Genomic DNA, 15,772 nt, shown 5'->3' on the forward strand with positions numbered 1-15,772 from the left:
CAGGGTCGATGCACACTGGATGGACGCCGAGCGAAGGGAGTCGTCGTGAGCTATATCAAGGGTTACGATCCCGAGACGTTGCGCGAAATCGTCGACGCCCACGAATGCCGCGAGCGACTGGATGAGATCGGCGAGCAGCGCAGCCTTCCCGCGCTTCTCGAGCGCGTATGGCTGCTCAAAATGCTCGACCGTCTCGACGATTCCCTCGTGCTCTCCGAACAGTCCGTCAGGGTCGCGCGGATGGCAGGTACCCGCAAAGACCTGTTGCGGGCTCGCATCCTGCACGCCACCGTGATGCGCGCGCGAGGCGCCTCTGCCGCCGCGGAGCAAGAACTCACGACCTGCGCCGAAGAAGCCGAGGGGCAGGGTTGGTCGGGGATCGCGGCGTTCGCATATCAGCATCGCGGGCGCACGCACTTCGAGGCCGGGGATTTCGATGCAGCGCGCGAGGATTTCAAGCGCACGCTGTTCCTGCGTCAGGAATCGGGCGCCAGCGAAGACGAGCTCGCCGCGGTGTTGCACGCGGTGGATGCCGCAGACCGCCGCCGCATGACCTCCACCCTCGCCGGGTGAATGTCGTAGGTTTGTTCTAATCTCGCCTCTATGTCGGACCTTCATCGCGTGCGCACATGGGCCGAAGCCCTGATCGCCACCCACCTCGACGAGACCTGGACGTTCGCCTTCGACAACGCCAAGCGCCGCGCAGGTCTGTGCGATTACAGCAAGCGACGGATCAGCGTCTCGCGGTACCTCGCGGCGCGATACGACGACGACGACAACCACCAGACGCTCCTGCATGAAGTCGCGCATGCCGTCGCCGGGCCTTCTGCGGGCCACGGCCCCCAGTGGAAGCGCATCGCGCGGGATCTCGGCTATGTGGGCGGCACGACCCACCACGGCGAGACCGCCACGGATCTTGCCCCGTGGGTCGGCGTCTGCCCCGCGGGACACACGGCGTACCGACACCGTCGACCGTCCCGGGCGACCTCGTGCGCGACCTGCGCCCCGCGATTCGACGAGCGCTACGCGTTTTCGTGGCGGCGTCGCGAGATCACCCCGGCGGCACGCCTGGCCGCGCTGACGCCGCGCTGACCGCCACTTCTCGCTCCGAACGACCGACCAACCGACCGACCGACCCGGACGCGGCCGAGGATCACACTTCGGCGGGGGATCCGTTCTCGGCAGTGGCATCGACGATGGCCGCCGCGTGCACCCGGTCCCGGCCTCCGGCCTCGCTCAGGGCGAGTCCCGACCCCGAGGCTGCCAGCAGATGACGCAGCGCCGGACGCAGTCCGCGATAGGCCTCACACGCCGCCGCTGCTTCGGGGGAGGTGTGATCGATGCCGAGAGCACCGAGCGCGTCGATGATCGCCCCGGCGCCGAGGAGGTCTTCGACGGTGACGCGCATCCCGCCATCCGACGTTTGCTCGCCCGCGGCGATGACCGAGATGCTCGTGCGCGCGGCGCGGCGCCCCTGCTCCGCGAGCAGCTCTCGCGCGACCGCGCCGGCGGTGCGGATGTCGCCGTGCACCACCCGGGCGCCCGTACTCTCGGCGACCGCGACGATCCGGGCAGCGTCGCGGCCGACACCCGGAGGGTCCTCGACGGTGGGCAGCACGTCGACGATCACGACGACATCGGCCGGCGCGAGGCGCGCGATTCCCGCCGCGCCCCACTCGAGACGGACCTGGTAGCGATGCTGGTCGAAAGACGTCACCGGACGAGCCTAGAACTGCGGAGCCGTCGGCTCCAGGCGGATGAAACACTGGTGTCATGCGCGTTCTGCTCAAGCTCGAGATCGACTGCGATCCGGATGCCGCGTGGCGCGCGGTCCGCTCCCCCCGCGCGATCGCCGAGCTGTACGGTCCGGTACTCGACCTCGCCCCGCTTGTGCCGGCGGGGATGCCGACGAGCTGGTCACCGGGCGACGACGTCCCGGTCGCCCTCTCGGCGTTCGGCACCGTGCCGATGGGGCGACAGCTCATCCACGTGAGCGAGCGCACCGTCACTGAGCCCACCGGCGAAGTGCGGATCTTCCGCGACAGCGGCATCCCGCTGACGGGCCCCCTGTCGAGCCTCGACGTGTGGGACCACCAGATGGCGATCTCGCCGCTCCCGGGGCATCCGAGTCGCACGCTCTGGCGTGATCGCCTGGTGTTCGGCGGCCCGACCGCGGGTCTGTTGTGGCCCGTGCTGTGGAGCATGTGGCAATGGCGAGGCGCCCGCATCCGCGCTCTCGCCCCGACCTGGGCGCACGACCCCGAGGCATCCTGACCCCGGGCACGCCACCTCGAGCCGCGACCTCGAGCCGAGAGCCGAGCACAAGTGCGGGCGTTCCGGACGACACGCCGCGGCGCGGCCGCACGAGCCGGCGTGTCGCCGGGCGCGTCCGCAGTTGTGCCCGCGGCCGCGCGACGACCGGGAGACAAGCCCTCCAGAACCCGGGAGGTCCGGCCGTTTCGGACGTTCCGTCCCGGCGGAGACAGTTCCCCGCCGGGACTGTCGGTTGATTTCGCGGCGGTGACCGTGGAGCGTGTCTGAAGAGACTTCTCTCCCCCGAAAGGACTCCCGTGACTGAAGACGCCGACGCCGAGGCGCGCCGACTCGACCGCGCACATGTCTTCCACTCGTGGCTGGCCCAGCGCGACCTCGAACTCCCCATCGTCGCGGGTGGCGAGGGCTCGACCGTGTGGGATCACGCCGGAAACCGAATGCTCGACTTCTCGAGCCAGTTGGTCAACGTCAACATCGGGCACCAGCATCCGGCCGTCGTCGCGGCGATCCAGGAGCAGGCCGCACAGCTCACGACGATCGGGCCGCCGACCGCGAATCTGACGCGCGGACGCGCCGCCGAGCGCATCGTGGCGAAGGCTCCCGCGGGATTCCGCAAGGTGTTCTTCACCAACGGCGGCGCCGACGCGAACGAGAACGCGATCCGCATGGCGCGCCTCCACACCGGGCGCGACACGGTGCTGTCGACGTACCGCTCGTATCACGGCAACACCGGCGCGGCGATCGTCGCGACGGGCGACTGGCGCCGCGCCCCCAACCAGTACGCGCGCGGGCACGTGCACTTCTTCGGTCCGTACCTGTACCGCAGCGAGTTCTGGGCGACGACCCCCGAGCAGGAGAGCGAACGGGCACTCCACCACCTGCGGCGCGTCATCCAAGCCGAAGGCCCGCAGACCATCGCGGCGATCCTCATCGAGTCGATCCCCGGCACGGCGGGCATCCTGCTTCCGCCACCGGGATATCTTGCGGGGGTCCGCGCGATCGCCGACGAGTACGGCATCGTGCTCATCTTCGACGAGGTGATGGCGGGGTTCGGACGCACAGGACGCTGGTTCGCGTTCGAGCGAGAGGATGCCGTGCCCGACCTCATCACCTTCGCCAAGGGCGTCAACTCGGGCTACGTGCCGGTCGGGGGCGTGCTGATCTCGGAGCCGATCGCGGCGACCTTCGACGATCGGGTGTTCCCCGGCGGCCTCACCTATTCCGGGCATCCGCTCGCCGCCGCGTCCATCGTCGCGGCGCTGGACGCCATGGAATCGGAGGGCATCGTCGACCACGCACGCCACATCGGCGAGTCGGCGATCGGCCCCGGTCTTCGAGCTCTCGCCGAAACCCACCCGCTGATCGGCGAGGTGCGGGGCGAGGGGGTCTTCTGGGCGATGGAACTGGTCGCCGACCGCGCGACACGTGAACCCGTCGGACCGGACGTGATCGCCCGGCTCAAGGGCGAACTCACCTCGCGTGGACTCGTCCCGTTCGCCGCCGAGAACCGCATCCACGTGGTGCCGCCCTGCGTCGTGACCGAGGACGAAGTGGCGCGGGCGATGGCGATCTACGACGAAGCCCTCACGAGCGTCGAGTCCGCGCTCTGACAAGTCCCTGCTCCCCGCCACAAGCGGGGCGCTCGAAGGAAGGAAAACCCATGACCGACAACACCCTCGACCACTGGGTGGACGGCGCCTCCTGGGCCGGAACCGGAACCCGCACCGGCGATGTCTACAACCCAGCGCTCGGCACGGTGCACAAGCAGGTGCGATTCGCTTCGACCGACGACGTCGCCGTCGTCGTCGAGTCCGCCGCCGCGGCGGCCGCATCCTGGCGCGACACGTCGATCGCGAAGCGTCAGACCGTGATGTTCGCGTTCCGCGAGTTGCTCAATCAGCGCAAGGAAGAGCTGGCGGCGATCCTCACGACCGAGCACGGCAAGGTGTTCTCGGACGCGCTGGGTGAGATCGCCCGCGGCATGGAGGTCGTCGAGTTCGCCTGCGGTCTCGGGCAGCTCACGAAGGGCGCGTACTCCGAGAACGTCTCGACGGGCATCGACGTCTACACGATCCGTCAGCCCGTCGGTGTCGTGGGGATCATCAGCCCGTTCAACTTCCCTGCGATGGTGCCGTTGTGGTTCTTCTCGGTGGCGATCGCCGCGGGCAACGCGGTGGTGCTCAAGCCCAGCGAGAAGGATCCGACTGCCGCGAACTGGCTGGCCGAGCTCTTCGTCGAGGCGGGGTTGCCCGCAGGTGTCTTCAACGTCGTCCACGGCGACAAGGAAGCGGTCGATGCGCTCTTGACGCACCCCGATGTGTCGGCGATCTCGTTCGTCGGTTCGACGCCCATCGCGCAGTACGTGTACGAGACGGCGACCGCGCACGGCAAGCGCGTGCAGGCCCTCGGCGGCGCGAAGAACCACATGCTGGTGTTGCCGGACGCCGACCTCGACCTCGCGGCCGACGCCGCCGTCAACGCGGGCTTCGGGTCGGCCGGCGAGCGCTGCATGGCGATCTCGGTCGTGTTGGCGGTGGACTCGATCGCCGACGAGTTCGTGGCGAAGGTGTCGGAGCGGATGGCGACGTTGCGCACGGGCGACGGCATGCGCGGATGCGACATGGGTCCGCTCATCACGCGGGCTCACCGCGACAAGGTCGCGTCGTACCTCGATCTCGCAGCCGAGGACGGCGCCGACGTGGTCGTGGACGGTCGCGGAATCGAGATCGACGGTGACGCGAACGGATTCTGGCTCGGCCCGACCCTCGTCGATCGGGTTCCGACGTCCTCGGCGGTGTACACCGACGAGATCTTCGGCCCGGTGCTGTCCGTGGTGCGCGTCGAGGGCTACGAAGAAGGCCTCGAGATCATCAACGGCAGCCGGTACGGCAACGGCACGGCCATCTTCACGAACGACGGCGGCGCGGCCCGACGCTTCCAACGCGAGGCGACCGTCGGCATGATCGGAATCAACGTGCCGATCCCCGTGCCGGTTGCATATCACTCGTTCGGCGGATGGAAGGCCTCGATCTTCGGCGATGCGAAGGCGTACGGCCCGCACGGGTTCGACTTCTTCACCGCGGAGAAGGCGATCACCTCACGCTGGCTCGACCCATCACACGGCGGTCTGAACCTGGGCTTCCCCCAGCACGACTGACACCTTTCTCAGTCTCGAGGACCGCCCGGTGCGATCGGGCGGTTCTCGAAGAACGTCTGCAGCACGATGGTGGTGCGTGTGTTGACGGATGCCGCGAGTCGGATATCGCGGATGAGCGCTTCGAGGTCGCGGGGCGATGCCACGCGGACGAAGAGCATGTACGCGGAGTCGCCGGCGACCGAGTGACACGCCTCGATCTCGCTGAGGTGCGACAGCCGCTCGGGGGCGTCGTCGGGTTGACCGGGATCGAGGGGCGTGATCTCGATGAACGCGGCGAGCGGCTTTCCGAGGGCTTCGGGGTCGACGACGGGGCGGTAGCCGGTGATCACGCCCGTGGATTCGAGCTTGCGCAGACGGGTCTGCACCGCCGACACCGACAGCCCGACCTTGTCGGAGAGTTGGGCGAGGGTGGCGCGCGCGTCCGCGGAGATCGCTTCCAGGATTCGGATATCGACAGCGTCAGTCATGCATGGAAGAATACCGGTAGCACCCTGACAGTGCAGGAATTTTTCCTGCACGCGGGCTTTCCGCGATATCGGATCGGAGGTTCCCATGCAGACTCACACGACCGTCACCACGAGCGTCGTCGGCGAACCCGAGGTCGTCGAGGACGGCTTCGCACAGGGCGTGGAGACCACCGCGGCGTGGGCACGGCTGAAGGAGGCGGCGACCGCCCTCCAGTCGATCCAAGTGAAGGACGGCTCGGTGCCCGAGGCATCCGATCACGCGACGGCACGCGGCCATGTCGAGACCATCACGGCGGCGATCGCCGACCTCGCGCCGCTGTTCCCCCACGACGCCGACTACCTCGCCGCGAGCATCGCCGACTTCGATCGGTGGTCGCGGGACGGATTCGGGGTGCCCGACTTCTACGACTCGTTGACCGCCTTCCAACCCCAGCATCACCGGGTCGACGGCATCCGACACCTCGTCGTCTTTCCGATGTACACCCAGAACGGGTCGTCGAACCGGCACGTCGAAGCGCTCATCGTGCAGGCGATCTGGCCCGAATTCATCGCGCAGCTCGAGCGGGAGTACACCAACCGTCTCTTCGTCTCGTTGCGGCTCGTCGACTTCACGCCCGGATACGACACCAACTCGGCGGTTCTGTTCCCCGAGACGGTCGCGATGCGCGAGATCCCGACGTTCACGTGGGGAGCGATCTTCCAGGATCGCGAGGCCGCGCGCTACCGCCGCGTCACCAGGGCAGCGGCCGAGATCACGAAGCTCGAGCTGCCCGCAGATGCCGCCCGACTGCTGGATGACCAGGCGCTGGCCGAGAAGACCTTCGTCATGTGGGACATCATCCACGACCGCACACACATGCGCGGCGACCTGCCGTTCGATCCGTTCATGATCAAGCAGCGGATGCCGTACTTCCTCTACTCGCTCGAGGAACTGCGCTGCGACCTCACCGCATTCCGCGAGTGCGTGCGGATCGCCGATCGGTTGCGCGCCGTGCGCGAGAACGACGGCGCAGAAGCGCTGACGCCCGCCGAGGCCGAGATGCTGGAGCACGCCGTCCTCGTGCAGTACGCGGTGATCTTCGATCGCATCTTCCGGTTCGCCATCACCGGGTCGCGCGTACGCAACTACGACGGCCTCGGTGGGCAGTTGCTGTTCGCGTGGCTGCATCAGCGCGGCGTCCTGCACTGGACCGACACCGCGTTGGCGTTCGACTGGGATGTCGTCCCGGCGGCGGTGGTCGACCTCGCCGATGCGATCGATGAACTGTACTGGCGGTCGATCGACCGCCCGAAGACGGCCCATTGGCTGGCCGCGTACGACCTCGTGCGCACGACGCTCACGCCGAACCCGGCCTCACGCTGGGCTCGGGGTCTGCCGGATGACATCCTCGCCGGCCCGCCGAAGGGTTACACCGACGCGGTCCTCGACGACGAGTTCCCGCTGTCGATGTTCTTCGAGGCACTCGAGAAGAAGATGCGTCCCGTGATCGAGTCGACGGTGGGGATCACCGCCCAGGATGACTGACCTGTCACACTGCACCGTCGTGATCGCGGGCGCCTCGAGTGCCTCTGGTCTCGCGGCGACCCGCGCGCTGGTGGGGGCCGGCGCCCGGGTCGTCGCGGTCGGGCGCAGCGCCGATCGTCTCGATGAGGTCGCCGCGGCGGGAGCCGAGGCCGCCGTCTGCGACCTCAGCGACCTCGCGGCCGTCGAGCGCCTCGCCGAGGCCGTCGGCCCGATCGACGGGCTCCTCCACCTCGTCGGCGGGTGGCGCGGGGGCGGCGGACTTGCGGGACAGAGCGACGATGACTTCGACGCGCTCCTCGCCTCGTTCACCGCCCTCCGACACGCGACCCGCGCCTTCGACGCTGCCCTGCGCCGATCAGAGGCCGCGCGAGTCGCGATCGTGTCATCGACCGCCGTCGCACGCCCCCTCGCGGGCGGCGCGAACTACGCGGCGGTCAAAGCGGCGAGCGAAGCGTGGACCCGCGCGGTCGCACAGGGGTTCGCCAAAGCCGCACGCGATGCCGACGCGCCGCTGCGCGCGGCATCCGTCGTCTTCCGTGTCAAGAGTCTCGCTGGGCTCGAGGACACACTCGCCGAGGCGTTCGTCGCACTGTGGGATGCCCCCGCCATCGAGATCAACGACACGATCATCGACCTCGCCTCCGCGTAGATCACCCGCCTCCCCACGCGCACGCCGACGGGACCGCGACGGCGTCCGTTGAGACCAGAATGGAACCATGACGACTCTGCATGACCCGAACGTCCGTGGCTTCGCGTCGGACAACTACTCCGGCATCCACCCCGAAGTCCTCGCGGCGATCACCGCGGCCAACGACGGCCACCAGGTCGCCTACGGCGAAGACGCCTACACACAGCGTCTGCAGTCGGTCATGCGCGCCCACTTCGGCGACGGCGTCGATGCGTTTCCCGTGTTCAACGGGACGGGCGCGAACGTCGTCGGGCTGCAGTCGATGCTCCCCCGCTGGGGTGCGGTGATCTCGGCGAGCACGGCGCACATCAACGTCGACGAGGGCGGCGCTCCCGAGCGTGTGGGCGGAATGAAGCTGCTGACCGTTCCGACAGACGACGGCAAGCTGACCCCGGACCTCATCGATCGCGAAGCCTGGGGGTGGGGAGACGAGCACCGCGCACAGCCTCTCGTGGTGTCGATCACCCAGTCGACCGAACTCGGCACGCTCTACACCGTCGATGAGATCCGCGCGATCGCCGATCACGTGCACCAACGCGGAATGCGCCTTCACATGGACGGCGCCCGCATCTCGAACGCCGCGGCCTCGCTCGGTCTGCCGCTGCGTGCGTTCACCCGCAACGCCGGCGTGGACGTGCTGAGCTTCGGAGGGACGAAGAACGGCGCGATGCTCGGTGAGGCGATCGTCGTGCTCGACTCGGATTCGTCCGAGGGACTCACCTATCTGCGCAAGCTCGACATGCAACTGGCCTCGAAGATGCGGTTCGTCTCAGCACAGCTGGTCGCGCTGCTCGACGGCGATCTGTGGCTGCGCAACGCCTCACACGCCAACGCGATGGCACAGCGGCTGCGCACCGGGATCGAAGCCGGGCTTGCCGACGGCTCGATCCGCGGTGTCTCGTTCACGCAGCCGACGCAGGCCAACGGCGTCTTCGCGACGCTGCCCGACGGAGTGGCCGATCGCCTGCGCGAGTCGTTCCGGTTCTACGACTGGGATGCCACGCGCAACGAGGTGCGGTGGATGTGCTCGTTCGACACGAGCACGCACGACATCGACGCCTTCATCGCGGCCATCACTCGCGAGACGGCGGGTTCAGACGCCTGAGCCCTCGTCGTCGCCGTCCGACTCCTCATCGGCGGCGTCACCGTCGGATGACTCGTCGATCTCCACGGCAGTCTCGACCTCGACGACGTCGCCCTCGGACGGGTCGGCCTGCGCCTCGTCCGACGCATCGGTCTGATCCGTCTCGTCGGGGGCCGGCTGCGTCGGCTCGGCGAGACCCTCGGGTCGGATGAGTTCCTTGACCTCCGACATAAAGCTGGTCAGCTGCTGTTGCTGCCACCGCAGTTGACGCGTGCGGTCTTCGGCATCACGCAGCACGGCCTGGGAGTGCGTCACGACGGTGTCGATGATCGACTGGGCCTTGTCACGCGCACGATCGAGCTTCTCGCGCGCGCGGAGGTTGGCGTCTGCTTCGATCTGCGCCGCCTGCGCCCGCATGAGCCGCTCGAAATCCTCCGCCTTGAGCGACACGCGTTTCGCGTGCTCGAGCGAATTGGCGACCTGGTCGTTGGCGTCCTGCGTGATGCGATCGGCGTGGGCGACCGCCTGGTTGTGCAACGCGAGGAACTCCTGCTGCGCGTCGTCCTGACGACGCGTGAGCGACTCCTCGAACTCGAGCGCCCGCATCCGTAGTTCCCGCACCGCCTCTTCTGCTTCTGCGCGCATCTGCGTCGTCTCACGCGCGACGAGGGCCCGCAACGCGGCGGCACCCTTCTCGGCTTCGGAGCGGATCGTCGCGGCCTCCTGCTCCGCCTGCGCGACCTTCTCGTCGGCATGCGTCGCTTCGCGCTCGATCCGCGCCTCGTGGGCCGTCAGTTCCGTGTCGATACGCAGGCGAATCTGCTGCGCATCGTGCTGCGCTTCGGAGATGATCGCCTCGGCGTCGGCCTTGGCATCCTTGCGCTTGGTCTCGATCTCTTCCTGCGCGGCAGCGAGCAGCCGCTCGCCCTGCGTCGACGCATTGCGCAGCAGAACGTTCGCCTGCTCCTCGGCGACGCGGAGGATCTCTTCGAACTTGTTGCGTCCCGGGGTGTCGTCGTTCGCCGCGACGAGCTCTTCGGCGAGCCCCTCGATGCGGTTCTCGGCGTCGGTCGCCTTCGCCTGGGCGGCGGTGAGGTCGGACTCGAGTCTCTCGATGGTGGCTCGGCTCTCGGCGAGCGCGTCGTCGACAGCTGTCGCCGCCCGGTCCTCCGCATCCTTCGCCCGAACCTTCGCCGCCTCGGACTCCTCTTCGAGGCGCTGCACCGTCGCCAGGAGGTCGGCGTGGGCTTCGTACGCCTGCGTCGCGCGCTCGTCGAGATCGGCGATCGCATCGGCCTGCTGCCGCACCCGCGAGGTCAGCGCGGCGATCGCATCATCGACGATCTCCTTGTCGTACCCGCGGAACACCGTCGGAAAGACGGTTTCGGCGGAAGGTGTCGACGACGCCGAAGCGGCCATCAACTCATCGAACGGCGTCTGGGGGTCGGACATGACGTCTGCGCTTTCTCGGGGGTGTAAGCGGGGGAAGCGCCGGACCGACGCGGGAGCGCACTGCGTCACGGCGGTGACCACGCCGCAACACTCGGGAGCTCGGGCGTGCGCGGGCGATCAAGGGAACACTACCCCGGAACGAGGCGCGTGCGAACCCCCGAGGTCAGGTCGCCGACACGCGTCAGCGCAACGCGCCGACGCTGGCGAGCGCGAGGCGGATCAGAGTCCCGCGGCCGCCTTCCATCTCATCGGCGAGGGAGTCGGAGCATGCCTCTTCGGGCGTCAGCCACGTCACCTCGAGCGCATCCTGCCGGGGTTCGCACGTGCCCGTGACCGGGACGACGTACGCGAGGGATACCGCGTGCTGACGGTCATCGTGGAACGCGCTCACACCGGGCAGCGGAAAATACTCGGCGACCGTGAACGGCGCGGGCTGCGGGGGAAGCAGAGGAAAGGCCATCGGGCCGAGGTCGTTCTCGAGGTGGCGGAAGAGCGCGTCGCGCACGGTCTCGCCGTACCTCACGCGACCGGAGACGATCGTGCGGGTCATCTCACCGAGGGGGGTGGCACGCAGAAGGATGCCGACCTCGGTCACCGCCCCCATGCCGTCCAGCCGTACCGGCACACCCTCGACGTACAGCATCGGCAGGCGTCTGCGAGACTCCGCCAGTTCGATCTCGCTCAACCACGCCGGATTCGACACGTTTCCCGCCGGCGGGCCGAAGGGCTCCTCGCCGGACGGCTCGGGATCGGGAGTACGCACGGACATGTGTCCTGTATACCCCACCTGGAAAGATGGGGGCATGGCTTCGCATACCGCTTCTGAGACGCCTCCCCTCGATCACGACGCGGTGATCTGGTCCGTCCCCCCGCAGGACCGCGCCGGGAGGCCCTTGTTGGTGCTCCTCCACGGCTATGGCGCGGACGAGCGCGACCTCTGGGATCTGTCCTCGTACATGCCGGACTCGTTCGTCATCGCGGCGGTGCGTGCACCGCTGTCTCCCCCCTGGCCGGCGCCAGGGTACTCCTGGTACCCGATCGAAGGACTCGCCGCCCGCGACACAGCCCGGGTGACCGCGGCGGCGACGCGCTTCATCCAGTGGCTCGATGAGGCTGCCGATGCCGAGTCGATCGGCCTCCTCGGGTTCAGCCAGGGCGCGGCGGTGGCACTGCAAGCCCTGCGCGTGGAGCCCGAACGCTTCGCCTTCGTCGTCAACCTGAGCGGATACGTCGCCCCGGGCCCGATGCCCACCGATCTCGAACTCGCCGAGCGACGACCTCCGGTGTTCTGGGGGCGCGGAACCCACGACGAGGTCATCCCGGAGGTGCTCGTCGCGCATACCACCGAGTGGTTGCCCGCCCATGCCGAATTGAGCGGCCGGGTGTACCCCGGGCTCGCACACGGTGTCTCGACAGAAGAGATCGCCGACGTCCGTGTCTTTCTCGAGAAGCGGTGCGCGGAGGCATCGACATGACGATCACCACCTGGATCGATGTCGTCGCCCTCGCCGCCCGCGCCGAAGCAGTGCTCGCGGAAGCAGCAGGCCACGTGATCGTGGATCTTCGCCGCGACGCCTGGGGTCACGGATTGGACCTCGTCGCGCCCATCCTCGCCGACGTCGGTGTGCGCGCCGCACGCACGGATGCCGACGCTCGACCCGTCGCCGCAGCCGCCGGGCTGACAACGACTGCCGCGGAGCCGACCGTGGACGGGCGATTCCTGTTCGGCCTGCCCGACGCGCCGGTGATGCACGCGACAGGACGCGTGTTGTCGACCAAGACCCTTCGCGCCGGTGAGGGCGTGTCGTACGGCTACAGTCACCGCGCACCGCGGGACACACGTATCGCGCTGGTGTCGGGTGGGTACGCGCACGGAATCGTGCGGGCGCTGGGCAACCGCGTGACGGTCGCGGTTTCGGGTGAACGTCGCCCGATCGTGGGGCGGGTCGCGATGGACGTGTGCGTGGTGGACATCGGCGACGCCGACGTCCACCCGGGAACCGAGGTCACCTACTTCGGCGGCGCCGCGTCGCTCTCGGAGTGGGAGGCCGCCACCGGGATGACCGCCGAAGAGATGGTGTGCGCCGTCGGACTGCGCGCACACAGGAGGGACGCCCGATGACCGACGCGCTGTTGCGGATCGATGTCTCCCGCATCCGGACCAACCTCATGACGCTGCGCGCCCACATCGCCCCGGCGCGTGTGATGTTCGTCGTGAAGGACGACGCCTACGGTCACGGCGTCGACGCCGTCGCCGCAGCCGGGGTGCAGGCGGGTATCTCCTGGTTCGGGTCTTTCGACGTCCCCACGGGTCTGCGTGTACGCGCGGTCGCCCCCACAGCGCGGGTGTTCACGTGGGATGTCGCCACCGACGAACAGATCACGGCGGCACTCGCCGCCGACCTCGACGTGGGTGTTGGCGACCGTCACGTGCTCGAACGGGTCGCGGCCGTCGCCCGGGGACGCGGCATCCGCATCCATCTCAAGATCGACACGGGTCTTCATCGCAACGGCGTGCGTGCAGAAGAGTGGCCGGACTTCGTCGCGCGGGCGAAGACGTTGCAGGATGCCGGCGACGTCACCGTCGTCGGCATCTGGAGCCACATCGCCGAGGCGAGTGAGAACGACGACGAGGAGGCCCGCACCGTGTATGAGCGGGCGGTCGACATCGCACGTGCGGCCGGACTGTCACCCGATGTCCTGCACCTCGCGGCGAGCGCGGCGGGCTATGACCGCTCGACATTCCGCCACGATCTGGTGCGCTTCGGCGCGTTCGGTTACGGCGTGCGATCGACCGACGGACCCGACATTCCGGGGATCGCTCCCGCAGCGACGCTCTTCACCCGCGTGAGCGCAGTGCGTGGCGACGAGGTGACGATCGCCTACGGCTCGTTGGACGGCCTCCCCACCACTCTCGGGGGCCACATCACCGTCGGCACCCCCGGCGGGCCACAGCCACTCGTGCGCGTCGATCCGGCGACGAGCGTCGTCGCGCAGTGGCCGGACGCGGCGGTCGGCGACACCGTGGCGATCTTCGGCCCCGGCATCCTCGGCGAGTCGAGCGCCACGACACTCGCCGAAGCGATCGGCACCGTCGGCGAGGAGATCCTCGTCAGAGTGTCGCCGCTCGTACCGCGCGAATACATCGACCCCGAGGCCCGCGGCGCTCGGAGGTGAGCAAGCCCACAGACAACGGCTTCCGCATCCGCTATCGTGGCGCATGCTCCTGTTGTCGACGTGAGGACGTCCCGTGAAGATGATCGACCCGACCGCGCTGTAATCGCGCCGCTCGCGTCGTTCGTCTGTGGCGATCTCGCCACACACCCCGGACTCCGGTCTCCGCACGGTTGACCTCGACGCGTCGGTGCTCGATTCGCGCCGACCGTCCATCTACTCCGCCTGGTTGGGCGGCTGTGGCGATCCGTCGGCGCACCGATCAGATACGGGGCACCATGCCTGCACATACGTCTTCTCCCGCCGTCGTCATCGACGACGTCACCTTCTCTTGGCCCGACGGCACGACTGCGCTGTCCGGAGTCTCGGGCAGCTTCAGCGCCCGCCGAACCGGGCTCGTCGGACGCAACGGCTCCGGCAAGTCCACACTGTTGCGCCTCATCGCCGGCGAACTCATGCCCGACGCAGGACACATCACCCGCACGGGGATGACCGCGTGGCTTCCTCAGCGTCTCACCCTCGAGACATCGCGCTCGGTGGCCGATGTCCTCGGCGTCGGTGAGGCGTTGCAGGGGCTGCGGGCGATCGAGGCGGGCGACATCGCCGAGCGACACTTCGACGCGGTCGGTGACGACTGGGATGTCGAAGCCCGCGCGCGCGGCGCTGGCCGAGGCCGGCCTTCGCTCCGACATGCTCGAGCGTCGCATCGGAGAGGTCTCCGGCGGCGAGGCCGTGCTGATCGCGCTCACGGGCATCCGCCTCTCGGGGGCGGCGATCACGCTGCTGGACGAACCCACCAACAACCTCGACCGCGACGCAAGAAACCGCGTCCATGACATGGTGCGCACGTGGCCGGGGACGCTCGTCGTCGTGAGCCACGACACGACCCTTCTCGACCTCGTCGACGACACCGCTGAGCTCTACGGCGATCGGCTCTCGGTCTTCGGCGGCGGATACACCGACTGGCGAGCATGGCTTGATGCGGAGCAAGAGGCGGCACGGCGTGGTGAACGGGCGGCGGCACAATCGGTACGGCGCGAGAAGCGCGACCGCATTGCAGCCGAAACCGTCATCGCACGGCGCGCCGCCATGGGACGAAAGGCGCAGCTCGAGCGCCGGGTGCCGAAGATCGTCGCGGGCAACCTCTCACGTACCGCCCAGGTCTCTGCGGCGAAACTGCGCGGGGACTCGCAAGATCGTGAGTCGACCGCACGGGCGGCCCTCGAATCGGCCCAGGACCGTGTCCGCGACGACGAGACGATCATCATCGACCTACCCGATCCGCAGGTCGCACCAGGTCGGCGGCTCGCGACGATCGGCGACGCCGAGCGCGCCTGGGTGGTGCAGGGGCACGAGCGCGTCGCGCTCACCGGCCCGAACGGTGCGGGCAAGACGACGCTGCTCGAGCGTCTGGTCGACGCGGGCACGTCCGTGCCCGATTCCGCGCCGCACGCCCGCGCCCACACGGACCAGATCGGATACCTGCCACAACGTGTGGACGGTCTCGACGATTCCGCGACCGTGCTCGACGCGGTTCGTGATGCGGCCCCGTCGACATCCCCCGGGCAGTTGCGCAATCGACTCGCACGGTTCCGGCTGCGCGGCGACACCGTCTCCCGCGCGGTATCGACGCTGTCCGGAGGTGAACGCTTCCGCGTCGCGCTGGCGCGGCTCCTCTTGGCGGATCCGCCGCCGCACCTGATCGTTCTGGATGAACCGACGAACAATCTCGACCTCGACACCGTCGACCGGCTCGTCGAAGCGCTCGCGTCCTATCGGGGCGCACTCATCGTCGTGAGCCACGACGAGGGCTTCCTCGAGCGGATCGGGATCGACATCCGACTCGAGCTCACGCGCGAAGGTCGCCTGACCGAGCGCTGAGCCAGGAGGAGGGCGAGGTGCCTCATGTCCGCACCCACGGCAGTCGCACGTCCCACTCCGGCGACGTCTC

15 protein-coding genes and 1 pseudogene are annotated in these 15,772 nt (G+C 68.7%); 12 read left to right on the forward strand and 4 right to left on the reverse strand.

The annotated features are described in order from the left end of the window. The first annotated feature begins 45 nt into the window (after positions 1 to 45). Positions 46 to 573 (forward strand): hypothetical protein, encoded by a 528-nt coding sequence (locus ACFQZV_RS00155; protein ID WP_378754114.1) that lies wholly within the window; start codon positions 46 to 48, stop codon positions 571 to 573. A 30-nt stretch (positions 574 to 603) separates the two neighbouring features. Continuing rightward, entirely contained in the window at positions 604 to 1,092 is a 489-nt protein-coding gene (locus tag ACFQZV_RS00160; RefSeq protein WP_378754116.1) for a SprT-like domain-containing protein, read from the forward strand. A gap of 61 nt (positions 1,093 to 1,153) precedes the next feature. On the opposite strand, the gene ACFQZV_RS00165 is transcribed toward ACFQZV_RS00160, so the two are convergent. Continuing rightward, a complete protein-coding gene (locus ACFQZV_RS00165; protein WP_378754118.1) occupies positions 1,154 to 1,717 on the reverse strand; it encodes a 2-phosphosulfolactate phosphatase in 564 nt (187 codons plus the stop codon). 56 nt (positions 1,718 to 1,773) lie between these two features. Here ACFQZV_RS00165 and ACFQZV_RS00170 point away from each other — a divergent pair, with 56 nt between their 5' ends. The 3 genes from ACFQZV_RS00170 (at position 1,774) to ACFQZV_RS00180 (ending at position 5,431) form a co-directional block, all read left to right on the forward strand. Further along, positions 1,774 to 2,274, forward strand: a complete 501-nt coding sequence (locus ACFQZV_RS00170; RefSeq protein ID WP_378754120.1) for a hypothetical protein — start codon at positions 1,774 to 1,776, stop codon at positions 2,272 to 2,274. A gap of 296 nt (positions 2,275 to 2,570) precedes the next feature. Then, a complete protein-coding gene (locus ACFQZV_RS00175) occupies positions 2,571 to 3,884 on the forward strand; it encodes an aspartate aminotransferase family protein (RefSeq protein WP_378754122.1) in 1,314 nt (437 codons plus the stop codon). A gap of 50 nt (positions 3,885 to 3,934) precedes the next feature. After that, positions 3,935 to 5,431, forward strand: a complete 1,497-nt coding sequence (locus ACFQZV_RS00180; protein WP_378754123.1) for a CoA-acylating methylmalonate-semialdehyde dehydrogenase — start codon at positions 3,935 to 3,937, stop codon at positions 5,429 to 5,431. Positions 5,432 to 5,439: 8 nt separating this feature from the next. On the opposite strand, the gene ACFQZV_RS00185 is transcribed toward ACFQZV_RS00180, so the two are convergent. Beyond that, entirely contained in the window at positions 5,440 to 5,898 is a 459-nt protein-coding gene (locus tag ACFQZV_RS00185; protein WP_378754125.1) for an Lrp/AsnC family transcriptional regulator, read from the reverse strand. Between the two features lie 85 nt (positions 5,899 to 5,983). Between ACFQZV_RS00185 and ACFQZV_RS00190 the strand changes: the two genes are divergently transcribed. The 3 genes from ACFQZV_RS00190 to ACFQZV_RS00200 all read left to right on the forward strand — a co-directional run bounded on the left by ACFQZV_RS00190 (position 5,984) and on the right by ACFQZV_RS00200 (position 9,216). Then, positions 5,984 to 7,423 (forward strand): DUF6421 family protein, encoded by a 1,440-nt coding sequence (locus ACFQZV_RS00190; protein ID WP_378754127.1) that lies wholly within the window; start codon positions 5,984 to 5,986, stop codon positions 7,421 to 7,423. Further along, the gene (locus ACFQZV_RS00195) at positions 7,416 to 8,072 is read left to right on the forward strand and encodes an SDR family NAD(P)-dependent oxidoreductase (RefSeq protein WP_378783216.1); all 657 of its coding nucleotides are present in this window, start codon (positions 7,416 to 7,418) and stop codon (positions 8,070 to 8,072) included. The genes ACFQZV_RS00190 and ACFQZV_RS00195 overlap by 8 nt, the downstream gene beginning before the upstream one ends. A 67-nt stretch (positions 8,073 to 8,139) precedes the next feature. Continuing rightward, positions 8,140 to 9,216: a threonine aldolase family protein gene (locus ACFQZV_RS00200; RefSeq protein ID WP_378753951.1), complete on the forward strand. Its 1,077-nt coding sequence runs from the start codon at positions 8,140 to 8,142 to the stop codon at positions 9,214 to 9,216. Here ACFQZV_RS00200 and ACFQZV_RS00205 read toward each other — a convergent pair. Then, on the reverse strand, positions 9,205 to 10,647 hold the full coding sequence (locus ACFQZV_RS00205) for a cell division initiation protein (protein WP_378753949.1): 1,443 nt from the start codon (positions 10,645 to 10,647) through the stop codon (positions 9,205 to 9,207). The genes ACFQZV_RS00200 and ACFQZV_RS00205 overlap by 12 nt on opposite strands. Positions 10,648 to 10,828: 181 nt before the next feature. Then, a complete protein-coding gene (locus ACFQZV_RS00210; RefSeq protein WP_378753947.1) occupies positions 10,829 to 11,416 on the reverse strand; it encodes an NUDIX hydrolase family protein in 588 nt (195 codons plus the stop codon). 34 nt (positions 11,417 to 11,450) lie between these two features. Here ACFQZV_RS00210 and ACFQZV_RS00215 point away from each other — a divergent pair, with 34 nt between their 5' ends. The 4 genes and pseudogenes from ACFQZV_RS00215 to ACFQZV_RS00230 all read left to right on the forward strand — a co-directional run bounded on the left by ACFQZV_RS00215 (position 11,451) and on the right by ACFQZV_RS00230 (position 15,702). Then, positions 11,451 to 12,122 carry an alpha/beta hydrolase gene (locus ACFQZV_RS00215; protein ID WP_378753945.1) on the forward strand — a complete coding sequence of 224 codons (672 nt, stop codon included), beginning with the start codon at positions 11,451 to 11,453 and terminating at the stop codon, positions 12,120 to 12,122. Further along, a complete protein-coding gene (locus ACFQZV_RS00220) occupies positions 12,119 to 12,769 on the forward strand; it encodes an alanine racemase (RefSeq protein ID WP_378753943.1) in 651 nt (216 codons plus the stop codon). The genes ACFQZV_RS00215 and ACFQZV_RS00220 overlap by 4 nt, the downstream gene beginning before the upstream one ends. Beyond that, complete coding sequence (locus ACFQZV_RS00225) at positions 12,766 to 13,824, forward strand: alanine racemase (RefSeq protein ID WP_378753941.1); 1,059 nt, start codon at positions 12,766 to 12,768, stop codon at positions 13,822 to 13,824. The genes ACFQZV_RS00220 and ACFQZV_RS00225 overlap by 4 nt, the downstream gene beginning before the upstream one ends. 275 nt (positions 13,825 to 14,099) lie before the next feature. Next, positions 14,100 to 15,702: pseudogene (locus ACFQZV_RS00230) on the forward strand (ABC-F family ATP-binding cassette domain-containing protein). The last annotated feature ends 70 nt before the right edge of the window (positions 15,703 to 15,772 follow it).

The sequence above is a fragment of the Microbacterium koreense genome, from assembly GCF_042677105.1.
Lineage (GTDB): Bacteria > Actinomycetota > Actinomycetes > Actinomycetales > Microbacteriaceae > Microbacterium > Microbacterium koreense.